At 67.1% G+C, this 22,203-nt stretch carries 17 protein-coding genes; 12 read left to right on the top strand and 5 right to left on the bottom strand.

Annotated elements, in window-relative coordinates; translation table 11 throughout:
• Nucleotides 1-22: 22 nt before the first annotated feature.
• On the bottom strand, nucleotides 23-2,326 hold the full coding sequence (locus tag IP92_RS19675; RefSeq protein ID WP_145878726.1) for a xanthine dehydrogenase family protein molybdopterin-binding subunit: 2,304 nt from the start codon (nucleotides 2,324-2,326) through the stop codon (nucleotides 23-25).
• On the bottom strand, nucleotides 2,326-5,445 hold the full coding sequence (locus IP92_RS19670; RefSeq protein ID WP_145878223.1) for an EAL domain-containing protein: 3,120 nt from the start codon (nucleotides 5,443-5,445) through the stop codon (nucleotides 2,326-2,328). Before IP92_RS19670 ends, IP92_RS19675 begins: the two co-directional genes overlap by 1 nt.
• A gap of 188 nt (nucleotides 5,446-5,633) precedes the next feature.
• Between IP92_RS19670 and IP92_RS19665 the strand changes: the two genes are divergently transcribed.
• A complete protein-coding gene (locus IP92_RS19665; RefSeq protein WP_145878222.1) occupies nucleotides 5,634-6,146 on the top strand; it encodes a DUF1993 domain-containing protein in 513 nt (170 codons plus the stop codon).
• A 191-nt stretch (nucleotides 6,147-6,337) separates the two neighbouring features.
• Here IP92_RS19665 and IP92_RS19660 read toward each other — a convergent pair whose 3' ends face one another.
• Both IP92_RS19660 and IP92_RS19655 read right to left on the bottom strand, forming a co-directional pair.
• Nucleotides 6,338-6,532 (bottom strand): DUF1289 domain-containing protein, encoded by a 195-nt coding sequence (locus IP92_RS19660; protein WP_145878221.1) that lies wholly within the window; start codon nucleotides 6,530-6,532, stop codon nucleotides 6,338-6,340.
• 2 nt (nucleotides 6,533-6,534) lie between these two features.
• On the bottom strand, nucleotides 6,535-7,092 hold the full coding sequence (locus tag IP92_RS19655) for a DUF1415 domain-containing protein (RefSeq protein WP_145878220.1): 558 nt from the start codon (nucleotides 7,090-7,092) through the stop codon (nucleotides 6,535-6,537).
• 259 nt (nucleotides 7,093-7,351) lie between these two features.
• Here IP92_RS19655 and IP92_RS19650 point away from each other — a divergent pair, with 259 nt between their 5' ends.
• The 5 genes from IP92_RS19650 to IP92_RS19630 all read left to right on the top strand — a co-directional run bounded on the left by IP92_RS19650 (nucleotide 7,352) and on the right by IP92_RS19630 (nucleotide 13,549).
• Nucleotides 7,352-8,707 (top strand): transglycosylase SLT domain-containing protein, encoded by a 1,356-nt coding sequence (locus IP92_RS19650; protein WP_199271840.1) that lies wholly within the window; start codon nucleotides 7,352-7,354, stop codon nucleotides 8,705-8,707.
• A gap of 276 nt (nucleotides 8,708-8,983) precedes the next feature.
• Nucleotides 8,984-9,775, top strand: a complete 792-nt coding sequence (fabI, locus tag IP92_RS19645) for an enoyl-ACP reductase FabI (RefSeq protein ID WP_145878219.1) — start codon at nucleotides 8,984-8,986, stop codon at nucleotides 9,773-9,775.
• Between the two features lie 381 nt (nucleotides 9,776-10,156).
• Nucleotides 10,157-11,683 (top strand): DEAD/DEAH box helicase, encoded by a 1,527-nt coding sequence (locus IP92_RS19640; RefSeq protein ID WP_145878218.1) that lies wholly within the window; start codon nucleotides 10,157-10,159, stop codon nucleotides 11,681-11,683.
• A 140-nt stretch (nucleotides 11,684-11,823) separates the two neighbouring features.
• Entirely contained in the window at nucleotides 11,824-12,792 is a 969-nt protein-coding gene (locus tag IP92_RS19635) for a L,D-transpeptidase family protein (protein WP_145878217.1), read from the top strand.
• Between the two features lie 19 nt (nucleotides 12,793-12,811).
• Nucleotides 12,812-13,549, top strand: a complete 738-nt coding sequence (locus IP92_RS19630; RefSeq protein WP_145878216.1) for a M23 family metallopeptidase — start codon at nucleotides 12,812-12,814, stop codon at nucleotides 13,547-13,549.
• 131 nt (nucleotides 13,550-13,680) lie between these two features.
• Here IP92_RS19630 and mepK read toward each other — a convergent pair whose 3' ends face one another.
• On the bottom strand, nucleotides 13,681-14,217 hold the full coding sequence (gene mepK / locus IP92_RS19625) for a peptidoglycan L,D-endopeptidase MepK (protein WP_145878215.1): 537 nt from the start codon (nucleotides 14,215-14,217) through the stop codon (nucleotides 13,681-13,683).
• 99 nt (nucleotides 14,218-14,316) lie between these two features.
• Here mepK and IP92_RS19620 point away from each other — a divergent pair, with 99 nt between their 5' ends.
• From IP92_RS19620 to IP92_RS19595, 6 genes are all read left to right on the top strand, one after another.
• Nucleotides 14,317-14,763 (top strand): MarR family winged helix-turn-helix transcriptional regulator, encoded by a 447-nt coding sequence (locus tag IP92_RS19620; protein WP_145878214.1) that lies wholly within the window; start codon nucleotides 14,317-14,319, stop codon nucleotides 14,761-14,763.
• A complete protein-coding gene (locus tag IP92_RS19615; RefSeq protein WP_145878212.1) occupies nucleotides 14,760-16,043 on the top strand; it encodes an MFS transporter in 1,284 nt (427 codons plus the stop codon). Before IP92_RS19620 ends, IP92_RS19615 begins: the two co-directional genes overlap by 4 nt.
• Before the next feature lie 9 nt (nucleotides 16,044-16,052).
• The gene (locus IP92_RS19610) at nucleotides 16,053-17,036 is read left to right on the top strand and encodes a LysR family transcriptional regulator (protein WP_145878210.1); all 984 of its coding nucleotides are present in this window, start codon (nucleotides 16,053-16,055) and stop codon (nucleotides 17,034-17,036) included.
• Nucleotides 17,037-17,289: 253 nt separating this feature from the next.
• On the top strand, nucleotides 17,290-18,573 hold the full coding sequence (locus tag IP92_RS19605) for a Glu/Leu/Phe/Val family dehydrogenase (protein WP_145878208.1): 1,284 nt from the start codon (nucleotides 17,290-17,292) through the stop codon (nucleotides 18,571-18,573).
• Nucleotides 18,574-18,829: 256 nt separating this feature from the next.
• Nucleotides 18,830-19,924 (top strand): catalase family protein, encoded by a 1,095-nt coding sequence (locus tag IP92_RS19600; RefSeq protein WP_145878206.1) that lies wholly within the window; start codon nucleotides 18,830-18,832, stop codon nucleotides 19,922-19,924.
• A gap of 190 nt (nucleotides 19,925-20,114) precedes the next feature.
• A complete protein-coding gene (locus IP92_RS19595) occupies nucleotides 20,115-22,160 on the top strand; it encodes a S9 family peptidase (RefSeq protein WP_145878204.1) in 2,046 nt (681 codons plus the stop codon).
• The last annotated feature ends 43 nt before the right edge of the window (nucleotides 22,161-22,203 follow it).

Below are 22,203 nucleotides of genomic sequence, written 5' to 3'. Positions count from 1 at the left end.
TGAAGCGGCCGAAGCGGCCGGATCAGGTCAGGCGCAGCGGCAGGCTGCGCAGGCGCCGGCCCGTCAGCTTGAACACGGCGTTGGCGACGGCCGGCGCGACCGGCGGCACGCCCGGCTCGCCCACGCCCTCGGGCGGCTCGGCCGACAGCACGATGATCGTGTCCACCCGCGGCACCTGCGGCATCCGCAACACCGGGTAGTCGCCGAAGTTCGATTGCACCACCTTGCCGTCCTTGACCGTGATCGCGCCGCCCAGCGCCGCGGACAGGCCGAACACGACGGCCGATTCCATCTGCTGCGCGACGAGGTTCGGGTTGACGGCGATGCCGCAATCGATCGCGCAGACGACGCGGTGCACGCGGATCTCGCCTTCATGCACGGACACCTCCGCCACCTGCGCAACGATGCTGCCATAGCTCTGGTGCAGCGCCACGCCATGGGCGCGGCCGGCAGGTGGCTCGCCGGCGCGGCGGACCGCGGCATCCAGCGCGGCCAGGTGGCGGGGCCGGTCGATCAGCAGCGCGCGGCGGAACGCCACCGGGTCCTTGCCGGCCGCATGGGCCATCTCGTCGACGAAGCTCTCCTTGAAGAACGCGTTGTACGAGTGGCCGACCGAGCGCCAGTTCCCCAGCGGGACCAGGCTGTCGACGGCCACGTGGGCGATGCGCTGGTGCGGAATGGCGTACTGCATGTCGTAAGCGCCTTCGACCGTCGTCTTGTCCGGCCCGGCCGCCGGCAGGCCCAGGTTGCGGCGCATGAACTGCGGCGTCAACGCGCCGCCCGCCCCCTTCATGTCCCAGCTCTTGATCGAGCCGGCGGCATCCAGCGTGGCCGTGAAGCGCGCCAGCGCGGCCGGGCGGTAGACGTCGTGCATGATGTCCTGCTCGCGGGTCCAGATCACCTGCACGGGGCGGCCCTGGCACTGGCGCGCGATCGCGACGGCCACCGCCACCATGTCCGTCTCCAGGCGCCGGCCGAAGCCGCCGCCCAGCAGCAGCTCGTGCAGCTCGACCTGCCCGGGATCGACGCCGCCGACCCGCGCGGCCACCTGCACCGCCAGGGTCGGCACCTGCGTCGACACCCACAGGCGCACCTTGCCGTCGGCCACCTGCGCCGTGCAGTTCAGCGGCTCCATCGCCGCGTGGGCCAGCAGCGGCACCCGGTAGTGCGCACGGATCAGGTGCGCCTGCTCGTGCGCTTGCGCGATGTCGCCCTGGCTGTGGTAGACGTGGCCTTCCTCCTCGTCCAGCGCAATCGCCAGCTGCGCGTCGATCTGCTCGCTCGACAGGTCGGCATGCGGGCCGGCCTCCCAGCGGATCGCCAGCGCGTCGGCGGCCTGCCGTGCCGGCCAATAGGCGTTGGCGACGACCGCGACGCCGGATTGTGCGCCCGTCTGCCCCGCCAGCGCGCCGGAAAAATCGATCACCGCCAGCACGCCGTGGCGCGCCAGCACCTCGGCCGGGTTGATGCCGGCGATCGTGCCGCCGATCGTCGGCGCCATTCGCAGCGCCGCATAGACGAGGCCCGGCGGCCGCGCATCGATACCGAAGCGCGCGCTGCCATCGGCCTTCTGGCGGCTGTCGCGGCGCGGCACCTCATGGCCGATCAGCCGGAACTGGTGCGGGTCCTTCAACGTCACGTCGCCCGGGGTTTCCTTCGCCGCGGCGCCGGCAAAGTCTCCATACGGCGCGCGCCGGCCGCCCGCCGCATCGATCAGGTAGCCGTTCTCCGTGCGGATGCGCGCCGCCGGCACGTTCCACGCGCGGCTCGCGGCAGCCACCAGCAGCGCGCGGGCCGCGGCGCCCGCCTCGCGCATCGGCAGCCATGCATCCTTGACGGACGACGAACCGCCCGTCAGGCTGATGCCCAGCTCGCGCGCCACCTTCGCCAGCGTCCAGCGCGCCAACGCCTGCGTGGCGCCCGTGTCGTCCGGGTGGAACGGCAGCGTGTCGCGCATCACGGCGACGTTCGCGTAGATCTTGTCGGGCGGCGCCTGCACCACGCGCACCTGGGCCAGCGGCATGTCCAACTCCTCGGCCACCAGCATCGGCAGCGCCGTCGTGACGCCCTGCCCCATCTCGGCGCGCGGCACGACGACGGACACCGTGTTGTCCGGCGCGAGGGCGACCCAGCCGTTCAGCGTGACGGCACCATCCTCGACGGGCAGCGCGGCATCGGCCCGCAGCCGCTGGCGCGGCGGCAGCGCGCCCCAGCCGACCACCAGCGCACCGGCCGCGGCGCCGCCGGCCAGCAGGAAGCGGCGGCGCGTGAAGCGCGCCCGCCTGGTCGGCTGATCCGGTTGGCCGGGCTGGTCGTCCTGGTCCATCATGGCAGCCACCGCCGCTGCAGGTCGTCCGGCATCACGGGGCGGCTGTAGAAATAGCCCTGCGCCTGGTTGCAGCCGTGGCGCAGCAGGAACGTGGCCTGCTCGTCCGTCTCGACACCTTCGGCGATGACGGCCAGGTTCATGCTCTTGCCGAGCTGGATGATGGCGATCGCGATCGCCTCGTCGTTGACGTCTTCATGGATGTCCTGGATGAACGAGCGGTCGATCTTCAGTGTCTGCACCGGCATCTGCTTCAGGTAGGCCAGCGACGAATAGCCGGTGCCGAAATCGTCGATCGCCAGCGACACGCCCAGTGCGTGCAGGCCGTTGATGTGGGCCAGCGCATCGCCCGTGTTCATGATCAGCGATTCGGTGACCTCGAGCTGCAGGCGGTGGGGTTCGAGGCCCGTCTCGCGCAGGATGTCGGCCACGGTGGCCACGATCGTGCCGCGCTCGAACTGCCGTACCGACAGGTTGACGGCGATCTTCGGCACCACCAGCCCGGCCTCCTGCCAGCGCACCATCTGCCGGCACGCCTCGCGCAGCACCCACTGGCCCAGCTGGCTGATGAAGCCCGTGTCCTCGGCCAGCGGCACGAAGCGGCCCGGCGGCACCAGGCCCAGTTCCGGGTGGTTCCAGCGCACCAGCGCCTCGACGCCGATCAGGCGCCCCGTGTCGATCTCGACCTGCGGCTGGTAGTTCAGGAACATCTCGTCCTTCTCCAGCGAGCGGCGCAGGTAGGCTTCCAGGCGCAGGCGCTGCACGCCCTCGCCCGTCATCGACGGCGCGTAGAAGCGGTAGCCGTTGCGGCCGCGCGCCTTGGCCTGGTACATCGCCACGTCGGCATTGCGGATCAACATGTTCAGGTCCGTCGCATCCGACGGGTACAGGCTGATGCCGACGCTGCACGTGACGAACAGCTCGTGGCCGGCAACCGTGAACGGCTGCTCGAACATCGTCACGAGCTTTTCCGCGACCAGCGTGACGGCGTACTCGCCGGCGACGCCTTCGAGCAGCACGACGAATTCGTCGCCGCCCAGCCGCGCCAGCGTGTCGCCGTCGCGCAGCCGCGCCGCCAGCGCATCGGCCACCTGTTTCAGCAGCTCGTCGCCGATGTGGTGGCCCAGCGTGTCGTTGACGTTCTTGAAGCGGTCCAGGTCGATGAACAGCAGCGCCAGCTGCTCCTGCGAGCGCTGGGCGCGGTCGATCGCGTGCTGCAGGCGGTCGTTGAACAGCAGCCGGTTCGGCAGCGCCGTCAGCGGATCGTGGTGGGCCAGGTGGTCGAGCTTCCTCTCGTTTTCCTTGACCAGCGTGATGTCGCGGAACACGCCCACGTAATGCGTCGTGGTGCCGTGCGTGTCGCGCACCGCCGTGATCGTCAGCGCTTCGACGAACTGCTCGCCGTTCTTGCGCAGGCACCACAGCTCGCCCTGCCAGTGGCCCGTGTCGACGAGCTCCTGCCACAGCGTGTCGTGGAATGCGTCGTCATGGCGGCCCGAGCGCATCAGCCAGATGTCGCGGCCCAGCGCCTCGTCTTCCGCGTAGCCCGTGATCTGCGTGAAGGCCGTGTTGACGGCCACGATGCGACGCTGCGTGTCGACGACGAGCACGCCGTCGGCGATGTGCTCGAGCACCGTGGCGGACAGCCGCAGTTTTTCCTCCGCCTCCTTGCGCGCGGTGATGTCGGCGTACACCCAGATGCTGCCTTCATAGGGGCGGTTCTGGTCGATCGCGCAGCCGCTGACCATGCACCAGAACAGCGTGCCGTCACGCCGGCGGTAGTGGCGCTCCTCGCTGAAGTACTCGCCCTGGCCCAGGGTCGGATACTGGCGCACGCCGGCCGCCTCGAAGTCGAACGACGTGGGGAACACGATCGCCGTCGACTTGCCCACCATTTCGCCCGGCTCGTAGCCGAACAGCTCTTCGCAGCGGCGGTTGACGGACATGATGGTGCGGTGGCGCACGAACATCACGCCGAACATCACGTTGTCCAGGATCGCGCCCTGCTCGGCCAGCAGCGCCTCGATGCGCATCTCGTTGTCCTTGCGCTCGCTGATGTCGGACAGGATGCCGTCCACCCACGGCTCGCCGCCTTCGGGCGGCACCTGCGGCTGGCCGATCTCCAGCACCCAGCGCTCGGTGCCGGTGGCGTCGACGATGCGGTATTCGGTTTCGTAGGCGCGGCCTTCGGCGATCGCATCGCGCACCGTGCGCCGCTGCATGCGCCGGTCTTCCGGCGTGATCAGGTTGACCCAGGAATGCGTGGTACCGCGCATCAGCTGCGCGGCCGTGTAGCCGGAGATGTCTTCGATCGCGTCGCTGACGAATTCGATCGGGCCGTCCGGCCGGTAGCGGAACACGGCGCCCGGCACCTGCGTGACGATGGTGCGGAAGCGTTCTTCGCGCTGGCGCACGTCGTCGAACAGGCGGCGGATCGCCACGCGGGTCTGTTCCAGCTGGCGCGCCAGGCGGCCCAGCTCGTCGCGGCTGGCGCGCAGGTCCAGGCCCGTCTCGAAGTCGCCCTGCGACAGGCGCTCGGAAAAGCGCATCAGCCGGCGCAGCGGGCGGATCACGCGCTTGTTCAGCAGCAGGACGATCAGCAGCAGCGACACGGACAGCTGGCCGGCCAGCACGAAGATGTAGGCGCGGCGCTTTTCGCGCAGGTCCTGGCGGGTGCGGGCATCGTCCATCGCGACGAGCACGTGGCCGATGCGCTCGCCGCGCACGACGACGTCGCGCTGCGCCTCGACGACGTTGCCGCGGCGCGGCGCCGGCGACTTCAGGTCGATGAACTGGGCCTCGGCCTGCCCCGTCACCTGCACGCGGACGATGGAACGGTCGCGCATCACGGCCTGGGCCAGCGAGCGGGCCGCGTCGGCATTCATGTTCCACAGCGATTCCTGCATGCCGAGGGCGAGGATGTCGGCATTGCGTTGCAGCGTTTCGTTCAGCGCCGTGTGCGCGGCCTGCTGTTCGCGCAGGCCGACGATCAGGTAGCCGCCGACGAGCGCGGGCACGACGAGGCCGCCCAGCACGACGAGCAGCAGCGACCCATAGATCGACTGGCCATACAACGCGCCCAGGCGGGCACGCAGGCTGCGAAATGGCGGGTGCGTCATGCAGTGGCCGCGGCCTGGATAGTGAGGAGCATCTCGCGCAACGCGTTAGGTTAGTTATCGTGGTGCAATTATGCACGTAAAAACCTGGCGAAGTCACGATCGCCGTACCGTGCTCGAGCACGGCGGCAACGCTTTCGGCGGATGGTGGCCGAACTTGCTATGATGGCCTCCCTTTGACAGGAGTCCTTATGAGCTTTTCGATGTACGCCGCCGCCGTTCCCGTGTTCCGCCAGATCCTGACCAGCCTGCTGGATATCCTCGACAAGGCCGAACAACACGTGGAAACGAAGAAGATCGATCCGAACGCGCTGCTGCAATACCGGCTGTTCCCCGACATGCTGCCGTTCACGCGCCAGATCCAGATCGCCAGCGATTTCGCCAAGGGTGCCGGCGCGCGCCTGGCCGGGCAGGACGTGCCGGCATGGGAAGACACGGAAAAAACCTTCGCCGACCTGAAGCTGCGCATCAAGAAAACGCTGACGTTCCTCGACAGCCTGCCGGAACAAGCGTTCGACGACGCGGCCACCCGCGCGATCACGACCGGCAGCGGCGAAAAGACCCGCCACTTCACCGGCCACAACTACCTGCTGCACTACGCGCTGCCGCATTTCTTCTTCCACGCGACGACCGCGTACGACATCCTGCGCCATAACGGGCTGGACATCGGCAAGAAGGATTTTATTGGGGTGATTCCGCAGTAAAAGAATTACGCCAAAAATGGTGACAGGCCTTAATGCCGTTCAGTCAAGGCAAACCCGAGACTCGAAACCCCGGGGTCAGACCCGGCGGGTCTGACCCCAGCCTTTGCCGTTGGGGTGAAAGCAAGCGTCTTCAGCGCACGCAGCTTGCTAACTTAACGGCATTGTGGGCAGACCGCATTTTCCGCGAAACTTCAGCCGTTCCGCCGCGGATACCCCTGCGCCAGAATCCGCTGCCACACCTTTTCCTTTTCCTCGGCCGACATCGACACCCAGTGCGCCACCTCGATATAGGTGCGGCCGCAGCCGCGGCAGATGTCGTCGAACGTCGTCGAGCACACGGCCACGCACGGCGTGTCCGGGCGCTCCGGCAGATCCTGGTCCGCCATCCTCAGCTCCGGGCGAACAGCTTGGCCCAGCCGGCGTGGCCCAGCTGTTCCATCGTCTCGATGTTCTTTTCGAAGATCGCCTCGGCCTCCGGGAACGCCTCGACGGCGCGCTCGACGCTGTCTTCGCGCAGCAGGTGCAGGGTCGGGTACGGCGAGCGGTTCGTGTAATTGCCGATGTCGTCCTTCGCCGTATCGGCGAACTGGTAGTCCGGGTGGAAGCTGGCGACTTGCAATTCGCCGTCGAGGCCCATGTCTTCCAGCGCCGCGTCGGCAACATCGAGGAACTCATTGTAGTCCTCGAAGTCACTCAATACGTGAGGGTGGATGATCAGGGTCGTGTCGACCTGCTCGGCCGGGGTGTCGGACAGCAGTTGCAGCTCGTCCATCAGCTGCTCCAGCAGCTCTTCGGGAGTGGTGGCGTCCGACACGACATAGCGGATCTGCTTCTTCACATGGACCGCCTTCGCGAACGGGCACAGGTTCAGGCCGATCACCGCTTTCTCGAGCCATTCCTCGGTGCGGGCAATGGCGGTGGCGTGGTCCACGGGGGAGGTGCTCATGATGAATTCCTTGGTGCAAACAGCTGGGGGATACCATTGTACGCACCGGATGTCGTTTACGCCATCTTCGGCGATTTTCACTGGATTCAACGCGATCTTGCCATTATTTTTTACGATGCCGCACCTCAAGTTTTTTGTAACCGGGCCGACATATTTCTTGACGGCGCCCCAGCAACATCCTTACACTCCACCTTTAAATTGGTAGTCCGTCCGGCCGGGGCTTGCCTCGGTTAATTCGACGACAACACAATGGAACGCTATGCGACGACTTAAGTACACTCCCCTGCTGGCGGCACTGCTCGCCGCGGCACCGGTAATCAGCCATGCGGTCGAATCCGCCGGCAATAACATGCCGCTGATTCCGCTGTCGCCCGCCGCCAAGGCTCCTGCACCCGATCTCGCCTCCCCTTCCAAAAATCTTGTCAAGGCAGCACCCTCCGAAGACGCCTTCCGTGAAACGGACGTCTGGAACCGCATCCGCTCCGGCTACGCGATCCCCGACCTGAACAACTCGCTTGTGGCGAAGCACGTCAACTGGTATGCCGAGCGGCCCGACCACATGGCCCGCACGTCGGCCCGCGCGTCGTTGTACCTGTTCCACGTCGTGTCCGAACTGGAAAAGCGCGGCATGCCGACGGAACTGGCACTGCTGCCGTTCATCGAATCCGCCTTCAACCCGACCGCCGTCTCCAGCGCGAACGCGGGCGGCATGTGGCAGTTCATGCCCGGCACCGGCCGCGATTTCAACCTGAAGCAGAACGCGTTCAAGGACGACCGCCGCTCCGTGCTGGCATCGACCGACGCGGCGCTGACCTACCTGCAACGCCTGTACGACATGTTCGGCGACTGGCAACTCGCGCTGGCCGCCTATAACTGGGGCGAAGGCTCGGTGCAGAAGGCGATCGCGAAGAACCGCGCCGCCGGCAAGCCGACCGATTTCGACAGCCTGTCCGAACTGATGCCGGCCGAGACGCGCAACTACGTGCCGAAGCTGCAAGCTGTGAAGAACATCGTCGCGAACCCGGGCCGCTACGGCCTGTCGCTGCCGCTGATCCAGAACGAGCCGTACTTCACCGCCGTCGACAAGACGAGCGACATCGACCTGACCGTGGCCGCCCAGCTGGCCGAATTGTCGGTCGACGAATTCAAGGCGCTGAACCCGCAGTTCAAGCGCCCCGTGATCACCGGCGGCGAGCAGACCCAGATCCTGCTGCCGAAGGAAAACGCGGAGAAGTTCCACCTGAACCTGGCCCAGTGGGGCCGTGCGCTGTCCACCTGGTCGACGCACAAGGTGACGAGCGCGCGTGAATCGATCGCATCGCTGGCCTCGAAGTTCCGCACGACGCCGGAAGTGATCCGCCAGGCCAACAACCTGCCGTCGCGCGGCGTGCTGAAGGCCGGCTCGACGATCCTGGTGCCGAAGATCTCGGCCAGCGCCGGCGACATCCCCACGGAAATCGCCGAGAACGCGACGATCAACGTCGCCGACGAACCCGTCGCCAAGCGCAGCAACTACCGCCAGGCGAAAGCGACCAGCAGCAAGACGAAGTCGCCGATCAAGCTGGTGAAGGCGCGCGTGTCGCGCGACGACGCGGGCAAGAAGCGCCGCAACTGATACGCCTGCTCCGATAGCGAAGGCTGCGCGACCGCCAGGTCCCGCAGCCTTTTTTTTGTTGCCGAGCTCGTGTCCCTCTGGGGTCTGACCCCAGAGGGACACCAGAGGGACACGAACCCAGCCGTTATGCGGCCGCCAACGACTTGCCAAGCTTGCAGTGGCAAGCCCCAAGCCATACAATCTCGATCTTGCGGTAACAAGCACCACCTGCGGTCTGTCACCACTCAGAACAACATCCCCCTGCTGCGCCAGGCGCAACAGGCAATTGGAGTAAACATGGCTTTCTTGCAAGGCAAAAAAATCCTCATCACCGGCGTGCTGTCCAACCGTTCGATCGCCTACGGCATCGCGCAGGCCTGCCACCGCGAAGGCGCCGAGCTGGCCTTCACCTACGTGGGCGAACGGTTCAAGGACCGTATCACCGACTTCGCCGCCGAATTCGGCAGCAAGCTGGTGTTCGATTGCGACGTGGCGAGCGATGAGCAGATCGAGGCGCTGTTCCGCGACCTGGGCCAGAGCTGGGACCGCCTGGACGGCTTCGTCCACGCGATCGGCTTTGCGCCGCGCGAGGCGATCGCCGGCGAGTTCCTCGACGGCCTGACCCGCGAGAACTACCGCGTCGCCCACGACATCTCGGCCTACAGCTTCCCGGCCATGGTGAAGGCGGCACTGCCGCTGCTGAAGCCCGGCTCGTCCGTGCTGACGCTGTCGTACCTGGGCGCCGTGCGCGCTATTCCCTACTACAACACGATGGGCCTGGCAAAGGCATCGCTGGAAGCATCGGTGCGCTACCTGGCCGAGAACCTGGGCCAGCACGGCATCCGCTCGAACGGCATCTCGGCCGGCCCGATCAAGACGCTGGCCGCGTCCGGCATCAAGGACTTCTCGAAGCTCTTGGGCTTTGCCGCCAGCCATGCGCCGCTGCGCCGCAACGTGACGATCGAGGAAGTGGGCAATACGGCGGCGTTCATGCTGTCCGACCTGTCCTCCGGCATCACCGGCGACATCATCTACGTCGACGGCGGCTTCTCCCACGTGATGGGCCTGAACGCCACCGATTACCAGTAAGCCGCCTTTACACGGCGCCCACGACGCGGGGCGCCGCGTCTCACCGCCCGCACGGTTCAGACAGCCGTGCAGGGTCGGCCAAAATCGGGTATGATGTTGTTTGTGCGTTGCAACAGCCAACGTATAGTAACAACGACAGAAGAAAAATTCCGGGCTGATGCCCATTACCAGCTTCGCAAGCCTTCGCGCATTCCGGCCCTCGAGCCTGACGCGCTTATAAAAAGCCCCCCGCCCTTGTGTGTCGCATCCTGACACCGTCCCGGCGCAAAGCTTTTGTGCCGAAATTTCTATTCTTGCAGTTTAGAGTCATTTCGTTTGGTTGGCGTAGCGATGTTGCGTTCTGCGGTTGTGCAGGAACGCGCAATTTTACGAAAGATATACATGAGTTTTGAAACACTTGGCCTGAATCCGTCCATTCTGAAAGCCCTCACCGACGCCGGCTACACCAAGCCGACGCCCGTGCAGGAGCAGGCCGTTCCGGCCGCGATCGCCGGCAAGGATTTGCTGGTATCGTCCCAGACGGGTTCCGGCAAGACGGCGGCTTTCATGCTGCCTTCGCTGCACCGCCTGGCTGAACTGACGCCAGAGGCGGCAGCGTCCGGCCGCACGCCGAACCAGGAAAAGCAGGCTGCGTTCGCACGCGGCGAGCGTCCTCGTTTCAAGCCGGCCCAGCCGAAAATGCTGGTGCTGACCCCGACCCGCGAGCTCGCGCTGCAGGTCACCACGAACACCGACAAGTACAGCGTCAACCTGCGCCGCCTGAAGGCCGTCGCGATCCTCGGCGGCATGCCTTACCCGAAGCAGATGCAACTGCTGTCGCGCAATCCGGAAATCCTGGTGGCGACGCCGGGCCGCCTGATCGACCATATGGAGTCGGGCAAGATCGACTTCTCGCAGCTGCAGATCCTCGTGCTGGACGAAGCGGACCGCATGCTGGACATGGGCTTCATCGACGACATCGAAAAGATCGTCGCCGCGACGCCGTCCACGCGCCAGACGATGCTGTTCTCCGCCACGCTCGACGGCGTGGTGGGCAATATGGCTCGCCGCATCACGAAGGACCCGCTGACGATCGAGATCAAGCAGGCCGCCAACAAGCACGAGAACATCACGCAGCGCGTGCACTTCGTCGACGACCTGTCGCACAAGAACCGCCTGCTGGACCACCTGCTGCGCGACGAGTCGCTGGATCAGGCCGTGGTGTTCACCGCCACCAAGCGCGACGCCGACACGATCGCCGACCGCCTGAACATCGCCGGCTTCGCGGCTGCCGCACTGCATGGCGACATGCACCAGGGCGCCCGCAACCGTACCCTGGACGGCATGCGCCGCGGTAACGTGAAAGTGCTGGTCGCCACCGACGTGGCGGCGCGCGGCATCGACGTGCCGACGATCACGCACGTGTTCAACTACGACCTGCCGAAGTTCCCGGAAGATTACGTGCACCGTATCGGCCGTACGGGCCGCGCCGGCCGTAACGGCCTGGCGATCTCGCTGGTGAACCACGCCGAAGGCATGCACGTGCGCCGTATCGAGCGCTTCACGAAGCAGAGCATTCCGGTCGACGTCGTCGAAGGCTTCGAGCCGAAGAAGGCGGCGGCACCGCGTTCCGCGGCGCGTCCGGGCTGGAAGCCTGGCGAAGGCCGCAAGCCGGGCCAGCGCAGCTTCTCGAAGCCGGCCTACCCGCGTGAAGGCGGCCACCCGCGCGACGGCGGCCACCAGCGCGACGGCGGCTTTGCCCGCGACAGCAGCCACTATCGCAGCGAAGCGAGCCCGTTCCGCGGCGAAGCGCGTCCGGAAGGCGGTTTCCGCCGCGAAGGCGCACCGGTCCGCAAGGAAGGCGGCGGCTTCCGCCGCGACAGCGCACCGCGTTCCGATGCACCGCGCCGTCCGTGGGGCGAGCGTTGATCGCTTGAGGTAACCGCACTGAAGTAACAAGACGCCGGGTTCGCCCGGCGTTTTTTTTTGCTGTCGCGTTTTTCCGCGCCGCTGCGCACGTGTACGCTGCCGTACAGAGCGCGGCCATGCCCGCGCGGCACACTGGCGGCATGAAAACGCTACTCATCACGCTACTCGCTGCCGCGCCGCTGGCGCATGCCCAACCACCCCAGCCGGTGCCGCCGGCACCAACCGCGCCCGCACCGGCAGCGCAGCCACAACAACCTCAAACTCCCGACCAGGTCGCGCCCGACCTGCGCGCCCAGGTGCTGCTTGACCGTGCCCACTTCTCGCCCGGCGAGATCGACGGCAAATACGGCAGCAATATGCGCCATGCCATCGCCGGCTTCCAGAAGGCGCGCGGCCTGCCCGTCACGGGCAAGGTCGATCAGGCGACGTGGGATGCGCTGGACGACCGCCAGCCCGTGCTCGGCACGTACACGATCACGGACGCCGACGTGCAAGGCCCGTTCGTGCGCGTGCCCGAAGACATGGCCGCCAAAGCCAAGCTGCCGGCGCTCGGCTACGCCAGCATCGAAGAGGCGCTGGGCGAACGCTTCCACGCCAGCCCGGAACTGCTCAAAGAGCTCAATCCCGGCAAGAACTTCCTGCAACCGGGCGAACGTATCCTCGTGCCGAATACGGGCGCGGCCGGCCCGCTGCCGGCGGCCGCGAAAATCGTCGTCGACAATTCGGATCGCACGCTGTCGCTCGTCGACGATGCCGGCAAGGTCGTCGCCCAATTCCCCGCCAGCACGGGCAGCGAACACGATCCGCTGCCAGTCGGCGAGTGGAAGATCAACGGCGTGGGCCGCAATCCCCACTACAACTACAACCCGAAACTGTTCTGGGATGCGAAGCCGGGCGAAGGCAAGGCGCGCATCCAGCCGGGGCCGAACAACCCGGTGGGCGTCGTGTGGCTCGACCTGTCGAAGGAACATTACGGCATCCACGGCACGCCCGAGCCGGGCAAGATCGGCAAGACGGAATCGCACGGCTGCATCCGGCTGACGAACTGGGACGCCGCCCTGGTGGCGAACGTCGTGTCGCCCGGCTTCCCCGTGATCCTGCAGGAGTGACTACGAACGGAGGCAACGCATGAAATGGCTGCTGACTTTGCTGCTGGGCGCCGCGCTGGGCGTCGTTGGAACCGTGTTGTGGCTGGGGCGTGACGTGCCCAGCGCCGGCACGCCGGGCCCTGGTCCCGCCGTGACGCCGGCGCCGACCGCGCAGCCGGCGGGCCCGCCGCCTCCGCCACCCGGCCAGGGTCAACCGCCCGGCCAGGGTCAGCCGCCCGCGGCCGGCGTGCCGCTGCCGGCGAACTCGCTGCCGGAAGTGCCGACGCCGGCCCCCGTGCCGCCGAACGCGACCAGCGTGGACATCGACGTCAAGCCCGCGCTGGGCCCGCTGCTGGTGCCCGTGGCCGGCGTGTCCGCGAAGGACCTGACTGACACGTTCAACCAGGCCCGCCCCGGCGAGCGCCGCCACGAAGCGCTGGACATCCTCGCGCCGAAGGGCACGCCCGTGCTGGCCGTGGCCGACGGCAAGGTTGCCAAGCTGTTCAACAGCAAGCCGGGCGGCCTGACCGTCTACCAGTTCGACCCGTCCGAAAAATACGCGTACTACTATGCCCACCTGGACAGCTATGCGCCCGAGCTGAAGGAAGGCATGACGATCCGGCGCGGCCAGATGGTCGGCTACGTGGGCACGACGGGCAATGCCGATCCCGGCACGCCGCACCTGCACTTCGCCATCTTCGAACTCGGGCCGGACAAGAAATGGTGGGAAGGCACGCCCGTCAATCCGTACCCGTACCTGACGGCGCAGGGCCGCTGAAAGCCGGGCCCGGTTCCTCGCGCCGCTGCCGCCGTGGTATGTGGACGGCACGCGGCTGTCCGTCGGGGGATACGAGCCTGGTCCAGGTGACCCGGCCGCAAGCGCTTGGATCTACCCGTGCTTACCTGCGATTACCAGTGCCGCACGCGCCCCGTATCCATGTGCACGAACTGCGAACTTTGGTAATAGCCGACGCCGCCGGATTGCAGCGCGAGCGCAGCCTTGTGCACCTGTTTCAGGTCCACACCCGGGATGCGCAGGTCGATCGCCTTGCCTTCCATGTGCAGGCTGTGCTTCGCGACACCGCCGCTGGCCTCGGCCAGCTTCTGATTCGTTTCCGGCGAGCGGTAGCCCGAGATGATGTGGATCACGTTGTTGCTGCCGAATTGCCGGCTGACCTTGTCGACAAGGACGAGCAGCGCCGGATCGATGTCCGCGATCGTGTTGCTGCGGAAATCACGCAGCAGCTTGTTGATGTCCTGCAGCGCTTCCGGGATGAACTCCCCTTCCGCCCAGAACACGCTCTTCAGCGACTCGCCCGTGTGCGTGTTATGGAAGCGCAGGATGCGCTCGTGCGGTGCCGCCACGGCGGCGCGCGCCAATGCGGGCATGCTCAAGGCCGAGGCAACGGCCACCGATTTCTTGAGGAATGATCTGCGTTGGTTCATGAGTTCGATGATACGCCTGTTGGCGTAGCGGTGCAGATATGGTGCGCGGCAATTTATTGCGATATACTTGACCACTCAAGTATTTATCAAGGATCGGCCATGACTGACGAATACCAGGGCGCGGACGCGCTCGAATTCTGCCTGCGGCTGGCGCGGGCCCATGCGGCCATCGTGCGCCGGCTCGACGCGGTGCTGGGCGGCCACCATGGCCTGTCGTTCGGCGACCTGATGCTGCTGCACAACCTGGCGCGGGCACCGGGCGGCAAGCTGCGCCGCGTTGACCTGGCCGACCGCCAGGGGCTGACGGCGTCCGGCGTCACCCGCACCCTGCTGCCGATGGAAAAGACGGGCTGGGTGGCGCGGCTGACCGACGAGCGCGACGCCCGCGTCGGGTTCGCCGCCATCACGCCGGCCGGCAACGACCTGCTGGACAATGCGCTGCGCACGGCCCGCGAAACCTGCGCCGACCTGCTGCGGCACGCACCGCCGGACCAGCTCGCGACACTGACCGCCGTGCTCGGCAACATCCTGGGGCCGGCCGCATGAGCGCCCCGCAGGCCACCCGCGCGGCGCTGTGGGCCGAGCCGAATTTCCGCTGGCTCCTCGGCGGCGGCATGCTGTCGATGATCGGCGACCAGTTCACGCTGATCGCCCTGCCCTGGCTGGTGCTGAAACTGACCGGGGATCCGCTGGCGCTGGGCGTCGTGATCGCGTTGATGAGCATCCCGCGCGCCGTGTTCATCCTGGTCGGCGGCGCGCTGGTCGACCGTTACTCGCCGCTGCGGGTGATGATGCTGTCCAAGCACGCCAGCGCGCTGCTGTTGTTCGCGCTGGCCGCGCTGACGCTGTCCGGCAGCGCGACACTGCCGCTCGTCTACGCACTGGCGCTGGGGATCGGCCTGGCGCAGGCGTTCGCCATCCCGTCCGGCACGGCGATGCTGCCGCAAACGGTGCCGGCCCCGCTGCTGCAGGCGGCCAACGGCACGATGATGGGCATGCGCCAGCTGTCGATGCTGGCAGGCCCGCTGCTGGCCGCGCTGCTGCTCGCGCTGGCCGGTGGCGGCGCTACCGTGACGGACGCGCGCCCGCTCGGCCTCGCGTTCGCCGTCGACTGCGCCAGCTTCGTGATCTCGGCGTTCACGCTGGCGCGCGTGCGCCCGCTGGCCGACGCGCCGCGCGCGGCGGAGACGCACGTTCTGCGCGCGGTCGGCGCGGGCCTGGCGATGGTCTGGCGCGATACGGCGCTGCGCACCTGCTTCCTGTACTGGGGGCTGGTGGCGTTCTGCGTCGGCGGTGCGATGCAGGTGGCGCTGCCGCTGCTGGCGCGCGACGTGCTGCATGGCGCGTCCAGCCTTGGTGTGCTGATGGGCGCGCACGGCGCCGGCACCTTGCTGGGCATGGTGCTGGCGGCGCGCGCCCCCAGACTCGGGCTGCCGTTCGGCGCCATGCTGCTGCTCGGCGACGCGCTGGCCGGCCTGCTGCTGGTGCCGCTGGGTGCCGTGGGCGCGCTGTGGCAAGCCATCCTGCTGCTGCTCGCGCTCGGCGTGCTGGCGGGTTACCTGCAGGTGGCGATCTTCACGTGGATCGGCCGGCGCGTCGCGCCGCAGATGCTGGGGCGGGCGATGAGCATCTTCCTGTTCATCTTCATGGGCCTGGCGCCGCTGTCGGCCGCGTTCACGGGCGCGATCCTGCAATACGTGAGCCTGGCAACGCTGTACGCCGCCGGCGGCGCGCTGCTGACCGGCTGCGCGGCGTTCGCGTGGCTGTTCACGCCGATGCGGACGATCACCGCGGCGGGCCGTTACAATGCGCCGTCCCGGGAATGAGGAAACACGATGGAAACAAAATGGCTGGAAGACTTTATTTCGCTGGTCGAGACCAGTAACTTCAGCCGCTCCGCGCAGCTGCGTCACGTGACGCAGCCGGCGTTCTCGCGCCGTATCCAGTCGCTGGAAAACTGGCTCGGCACGGACCTGATCGACCGCACCACGTTCCCCACCCGCCTGACGCCGGCCGGCCACGTGTTCTACGAGCAGGCGCTGGAGATGCTGGGCCAGATCAACGGCGTGCGCGAGATGCTGCGCCACAAGCGCGCCGCCACGCAGACGACGATCGACCTCGCCGTGCCGCACACGCTGTCGCTGACGTTCGTGCCGAAGTGGCTGACGCAACTGGAGGAAGGCTTCGGCGCGGAAGTGGGCCCGCTGCACAGCCGCCTGATGGCGCTGAACGTGCACGACGCCGTGCTGCAACTGGTGGACGGCGGCTGCGACCTGCTGCTGTGCTACCACCATCCGCGCCAACCGGTGCAGCTGGACCCGGGCCGCTACGACATGCTGGTGATGGGCCGCGAAGCGCTGCGCGCCTACGCCCGCTGCAAGCCGGGCAAGCAGCAGGCGCGCCAGCCCGAGTTCCAGCTGCCGGGCCGGAAGAACGCGCCGCTGCCCTTCCTGTCGTACACGCCGAACGCGTACCTGGGCCGGATGGTCGACCTGATCCTGGCCGACGCGAAACCAGCGCTGCACCTGGACAAACGCTACGAGACCGACATGGCCGAGGGCCTCAAAATGATGGCGCTGGAAGGCCGCGGTATCGCGTTCCTGCCCGAATCGGCCGTCACGCGCGAGGTCAAGCAGAAGCTGCTGGCGCGCGCCGACGAAGGCGGCACCTGGGAGATCGAGATGGAGATCCGGCTGTACCGCGAGCGGCCATCCGCGGCGCGGCCCGGCAAGGCTGTCGTTGGGGCGCTGTGGGAGTACCTCGAGGAGCAGTTGCAGCCGGCCCGCTCGCGCCGTCGCTTGCAGGCGTCCGAACGATGACGCGCGAGGACACCGCGCTCGCGCTGTTCAGCTCGTGTCACTGGTTCAGCTCGCATCACTGGTTCAGCTCGCGTCACCGGTGCCTGGCACCAGTGACACGAGCTGAACAGTTACGTTATGCATTTTTTGCATAACCGGATGCGCACTCAGCATTGGCCCTGATTCGCGGCCCGGACCTATGATTCGCCTCGCCCGGCCAGCCCCACGAGGGAGGCCGCAACCAACACAAAACGCGAATCAGGAGTCACAACCAATGACGAACCACGCACTGCCTTCGTACCTCAACCCCGACGACCTCGGCCCCTGGGGCCAATACCTGCAACAGATCGACCGCGTGACGCCCCACCTGGGCAGCCTGTCGCGCTGGGTCGAGACGCTGAAGCGCCCGAAGCGCATCCTGACCGTGGACGTCCCCATCGAGCGTGACGACGGCAGCATCGCCCACTTCGAGGGTTATCGCGTGCAGCACAATATGTCGCGCGGCCCGGGTAAAGGCGGCGTGCGCTTCCACCAGGACGTGACGCTGTCGGAAGTGATGGCGCTGTCAGCCTGGATGACCGTCAAGAACGCGGCCGTCAACGTGCCGTACGGCGGTGCCAAGGGCGGCATCCGCGTCGATCCGAAGACGCTGTCGCGCGGCGAGCTGCAGCGCCTGACGCGCCGCTACACGAGCGAGATCAGCATGATCATCGGCCCGACCAAGGACATCCCCGCACCGGACGTGAACACGAACGAACAGGTGATGGCGTGGATGATGGACTCCTACTCCATGATCGAAGGTAACCTGTCGACCGGCGTCGTCACCGGCAAGCCGATCTCGCTGGGCGGCTCGCTGGGCCGCCGCGAAGCGACGGGCCGCGGCGTGTACGTCGTCGGCGTCGAAGCGGCCCGCCAGCGTGGCGTGGCGATCGCCGGCGCCCGTGTCGCCGTGCAGGGCTTCGGCAACGTGGGTGGTGTCGCCGCCTCGATGTTCTTTGACGCCGGCGCGAAGGTCGTCGCCGTGCAGGACCACACCGGCACGATCGTCAACGAGGGCGGCCTGGACGTCCCGCAACTGCACAAGCACGTGGCCGAAACGGGCGGCGTGAAGGGCTTCCCGGGCGCCGAGGCACAGCTGGACCGCGACGCGTTCTGGGACGTGCACTCGGACATCCTGATCCCGGCCGCGCTGGAACAGCAGATCACCGCGCAGAACGCGAACCGCATCCGCACCAAGATCATCCTGGAAGGCGCCAACGGCCCGACCACGCCTGAAGCGGACGACATCCTGACGGACAAGGACGTGCTGATCGTGCCGGACGTGCTGGCCAATGCCGGCGGCGTGACCGTCTCCTACTTCGAGTGGGTGCAGGACTTCTCCAGCTTCTTCTGGAGCGAAGAAGAGATCAACGCCCGCCTGACCCGCATCATGCAGGACGCGTTCAACGCCGTGTGGGCCGTGGCGCAGGAGAAGAAGGTGTCGCTGCGTACCGCGACCTTCATCCTCGCATGCACCCGCGTGCTGCAGGCGCGCGAAGTGCGCGGCCTGTATCCGTAACCAACGTAGCAAGCAAAGAGTCCCGACAATTCCCGGAAAGGGTGATGGCGCGCCGCCTGGCTGGCGCGCCAATCAATGGGGGAGACACGGGCGCGGCGGCAACGTCGCGCCCTTTTTGCGTTTGGAGCGCGTGGTTAAGGCTGAGCCGCGAACGCGCATCCTGGCGCACTTTGTTTGCTGGTTCACAGACAACCGTAGCTGCGCGCGCGAAAATCGATGGCACTGTCCAGTTCATCAAGAAGAACAAGGAAACGCCATGCGACCCCCGATCGACTACGACCCGCGCTACGAGGTGCCTGAAGACGGCGAAGGCGACACGCAAGCCGACTTGCTCGACGTGCTGCACGACATCGCGGACACGACCTTCCGCGATACCGGCCAGCCGCTGCGCAGCGTGCACGCGAAGAGCCACGGCCTGCTGCGCGCCGAGCTGCGCGTGCTGCCGGATTTGCCGCACGCGCTGGCCCAGGGCCTGTTCGCGACGCCGGCCGATTACCCGGTCGTGATGCGGCTGTCGACGACGCCCGGCGACGTGCTGGCCGACGCCGTCTCGACGCCGCGCGGCATGGCGCTGAAGGTGATCGGCGTTTCGGGCGATCGCTTGCCCGGCAGCGAAAACGATGTCACGCAAGACTTCGTGCTCGTGAACGCGACGACGTTCCTGAACGCCGGCCCGAAAGCGTTCCTGCACGGCCTGACGATGCTGGCCGCGACGACGGACAAGGCGCCCGCGTTGAAGAGCGTGCTGTCCGCGGCGTTGCGCAGCGTCGAGGCGGCCGTGGAGAAAGGCACCGGCACCGGCAGCGCCGCGCTGAAGGCGCTGGGCGGCCATCCGGCCACGCATCCGCTGGGCGACAGCTACTACAGCCAGGTGCCGATCCTGTACGGCCGCTACATGGCCAAGGTGGCGCTGGTGCCGACGGCGGCCGGCCTGACGGCGCTGCACGGCGCGCCGGTGGACGTCTCGTCCGCCCCGGACGTGCTGCGCCACCTGGTACGCGAGCACTTCGCCCAGCAAGGCGGCGAATGGGACCTGCGCGTGCAGCTGTGCACGAACATCGAGGAGATGCCGATCGAGGACGCGTCGGCCGAATGGCGCGAGGACCTCAGTCCCTACGTGACGGTGGCGCGCCTCGTCGCCCCGCCGCAGGCCGGCTGGAGCGACGCGCTGTCGCGGGCGATCGACGAAGGCATGAGCTTCTCGCCATGGCACGGCATCGCGGCGCACCGCCCCATCGGCTCGGTGAACCGGGTGCGCAAGGCGGCCTACGAGATGTCCGCCAAACTGCGCGCCCGGCGCCGCGGCGCACCGATCGTCGAACCCACGTCGCTGGACGGGCTGCCGTTCTAGCCGACAGCAGAGGCCGTGTCCCCTGGTGCCAGGCACGAAGGGACATCGCTGTTGAGCTCGTGTCTCCTCGTGCCTGGCACCAGGGGACACGGGCTGAGCCGTCATTCGCCGTTGTGGCTTGCTGTTTGTTATCATGCGCGCCTTGGCCGGCGCGCGCCGGCCTCCCCTTTTCACGATCGGAGAGACGGAAATGACCTTACGCCTGCTGGTAACCGGCGTTGCGCTTGCAACCGCCACCAGTGCCTTTGCCGCGCCGCGCGGCCTCACCATCGAAGACCTCGCGAGCATGGACCGCGTCGCCAGCCCCGTGCTGTCGCCGGACGGTACGCGCGTCGTCTACACGGTGCGCAGCACGAACATGGAGAAGAACCGCGGCATCACGCAGCTGTGGATGATCGACCTGCGCGCCGCCAAGCCGGCGCCGCAGCAGCTGACGTCGCACGATTCCTCCAGCTTCGACCCGGAATGGTCGGCCAGCGGCGACGCGATCTACTTCCTGTCCGGCCGCTCCGGTTCGTCGCAGGTGTGGCGCCTGCCCATCGGCGGCGGTGAAGCCGTCAAGGTCACCAACCTGCCGCTCGACGTCGACAGCTTCCACGTCTCGCCGAAGGGCGACCGCCTGGCCGTCACGCTGGCCGTGTTCCGCGATTGCGCGGACCTGGCGTGCACGCAGAAGCGCAACGACGCAAAGGCCAAGGACAAGGCCACGGGCAAGCTGTACGACCAGCTGTTCGTGCGCCACTGGGATACGTGGGCCGACGGCAAGCGCAACGTGCTGTACTCCGTCCCGCTGGGCACGATGCCGGCGACGACGGCCGTCAGCCTGTCCGGCGCACTGGATGGCGACATCACCAGCAAGCCGTTCGGCGACCGCGGCGAATACACGTTCAGCCCGGACGGCCAGCGCATCGTGTTCTCCGTGCGCGTGGCAGGCAAGTCCGAATCGTGGTCGACCAACTTCGACCTGTATGACGTGCCTGCCGCCGGCGGTACCGCGCCGCGCAACCTGACGGCCGACAACCCGGCCTGGGACACCAAGCCGCAGTTCTCCCCCGACGGCAAGACGCTCGCCTACCTGGCGATGAAGCGCCCCGGCTTCGAGGCCGACCGCTACCACATGATCCTGCAGGACGTCGCGACCGGCAAGAAGCGCGTGCTGGCCGAGAGCTGGGACCGCTCGATCGCCGACTACCGCTGGCGCCCGGACGGCAAGGCGCTGCTGGCGAACGCGGACGACATCGGCAACCACAAGCTGTTCTCGCTCGACGTCGCATCCGGCAAGGTGACGGCGCTGACGGACAAGGGCTACGTGGCCGAGTTCGACGCGAAGCGCGACACCGTCGTGTACGCGCAAAACAGCCTGGCCGACGGCGCCCAGCTGTACAAGCTGGCCGGCGGCAAGGCCGTGCAACTGACGCAGGCGAACCGCGAACGCCTGGCGGACGTGAAGATGGGCGAGTACGAGCAGTTCTCGTTCACGGGTGCCAACGGCGAGACCGTGTATGGCCACGTGATGAAGCCGTGGAACGCGGTGCCGGGTCAAAAATACCCGGTGGCCTTCCTCGTGCATGGCGGCCCGCAGGGCAGCTTCGGCAATTCGTGGAGCTACCGCTGGAACCCGCAGGTATATGCCGGCGCCGGCTATGCGACCGTATTCATCGACTTCCACGGCTCGACCGGCTACGGCCAGGCGTTCACGGATTCGATCAGCGGCGACTGGGGCGGCAAGCCGCTCGAAGACCTGAAGAAGGGTCTCGCGGCGGCAGGCCAGAAATACCCATGGCTGGACACGTCGAACGCCTGCGCGCTGGGCGCCTCGTACGGCGGCTACATGATGAACTGGATCCAGGGTAACTGGAGCGACGGCTTCAAGTGCATCGTCAACCACGACGGCGTGTTCGACCAGCGCGGCATGGGTTACTCGACCGAGGAACTGTGGTTCACCGAATGGGAAAACGGCGGCACGTATTACGCGAACCCGGAAGGCTACGAGAAGTTCAACCCGGTGCACCACGTGACGAAGTGGAAGACGCCGATGCTGGTGATCCAGGGCGACCTGGACTTCCGCATCCCCACCGCGCAGGCGCTGGGCGCGTTCACGGCGCTGCAACGCCGGGGCATCGAATCGAAGCTGCTCGTCTTCCCGGACGAGAACCACTGGGTGCTGAAGCCCGCCAACTCGATCCTGTGGCACCACACGGTGATCGGCTGGCTCGATGACCACCTGAAGAAGTAAGCACCGCCACGCATCGGCTGGATGGCCCACGCCATCAGCCGAT

The sequence above is a fragment of the Pseudoduganella flava genome, from assembly GCF_007830495.1.
In the GTDB taxonomy this organism is placed as follows: Bacteria; Pseudomonadota; Gammaproteobacteria; order Burkholderiales; family Burkholderiaceae_D; genus Rugamonas; species Rugamonas flava.
The sequence above is the reverse complement of the archived record's forward strand: the minus strand, read 5'-3'. Positions and strand labels throughout refer to the sequence as shown.

Bases quoted from the DNA above. Each gene is read 5' to 3' on its own strand.
- IP92_RS19615 (WP_145878212.1), top strand. From the start codon at position 14,760: ATGAGCGCCCCGCAGGCCACCCGCGCGGCGCTGTGGGCCGAGCCGAAT.
- IP92_RS19670 (WP_145878223.1), bottom strand. From the start codon at position 5,445: ATGACGCACCCGCCATTTCGCAGCCTGCGTGCCCGCCTGGGCGCGTTG.
- IP92_RS19600 (WP_145878206.1), top strand. From the start codon at position 18,830: ATGCGACCCCCGATCGACTACGACCCGCGCTACGAGGTGCCTGAAGAC.
- IP92_RS19630 (WP_145878216.1), top strand. From the start codon at position 12,812: ATGAAATGGCTGCTGACTTTGCTGCTGGGCGCCGCGCTGGGCGTCGTT.
- mepK (WP_145878215.1), bottom strand. From the start codon at position 14,217: ATGAACCAACGCAGATCATTCCTCAAGAAATCGGTGGCCGTTGCCTCG.
- IP92_RS19595 (WP_145878204.1), top strand. From the start codon at position 20,115: ATGACCTTACGCCTGCTGGTAACCGGCGTTGCGCTTGCAACCGCCACC.
- IP92_RS19650 (WP_199271840.1), top strand. From the start codon at position 7,352: ATGCGACGACTTAAGTACACTCCCCTGCTGGCGGCACTGCTCGCCGCG.
- IP92_RS19660 (WP_145878221.1), bottom strand. From the start codon at position 6,532: ATGGCGGACCAGGATCTGCCGGAGCGCCCGGACACGCCGTGCGTGGCC.
- IP92_RS19635 (WP_145878217.1), top strand. From the start codon at position 11,824: ATGAAAACGCTACTCATCACGCTACTCGCTGCCGCGCCGCTGGCGCAT.
- fabI (WP_145878219.1), top strand. From the start codon at position 8,984: ATGGCTTTCTTGCAAGGCAAAAAAATCCTCATCACCGGCGTGCTGTCC.
- IP92_RS19675 (WP_145878726.1), bottom strand. From the start codon at position 2,326: ATGGACCAGGACGACCAGCCCGGCCAACCGGATCAGCCGACCAGGCGG.
- IP92_RS19640 (WP_145878218.1), top strand. From the start codon at position 10,157: ATGAGTTTTGAAACACTTGGCCTGAATCCGTCCATTCTGAAAGCCCTC.
- IP92_RS19665 (WP_145878222.1), top strand. From the start codon at position 5,634: ATGAGCTTTTCGATGTACGCCGCCGCCGTTCCCGTGTTCCGCCAGATC.
- IP92_RS19605 (WP_145878208.1), top strand. From the start codon at position 17,290: ATGACGAACCACGCACTGCCTTCGTACCTCAACCCCGACGACCTCGGC.
- IP92_RS19655 (WP_145878220.1), bottom strand. From the start codon at position 7,092: ATGAGCACCTCCCCCGTGGACCACGCCACCGCCATTGCCCGCACCGAG.
- IP92_RS19610 (WP_145878210.1), top strand. From the start codon at position 16,053: ATGGAAACAAAATGGCTGGAAGACTTTATTTCGCTGGTCGAGACCAGT.
- IP92_RS19620 (WP_145878214.1), top strand. From the start codon at position 14,317: ATGACTGACGAATACCAGGGCGCGGACGCGCTCGAATTCTGCCTGCGG.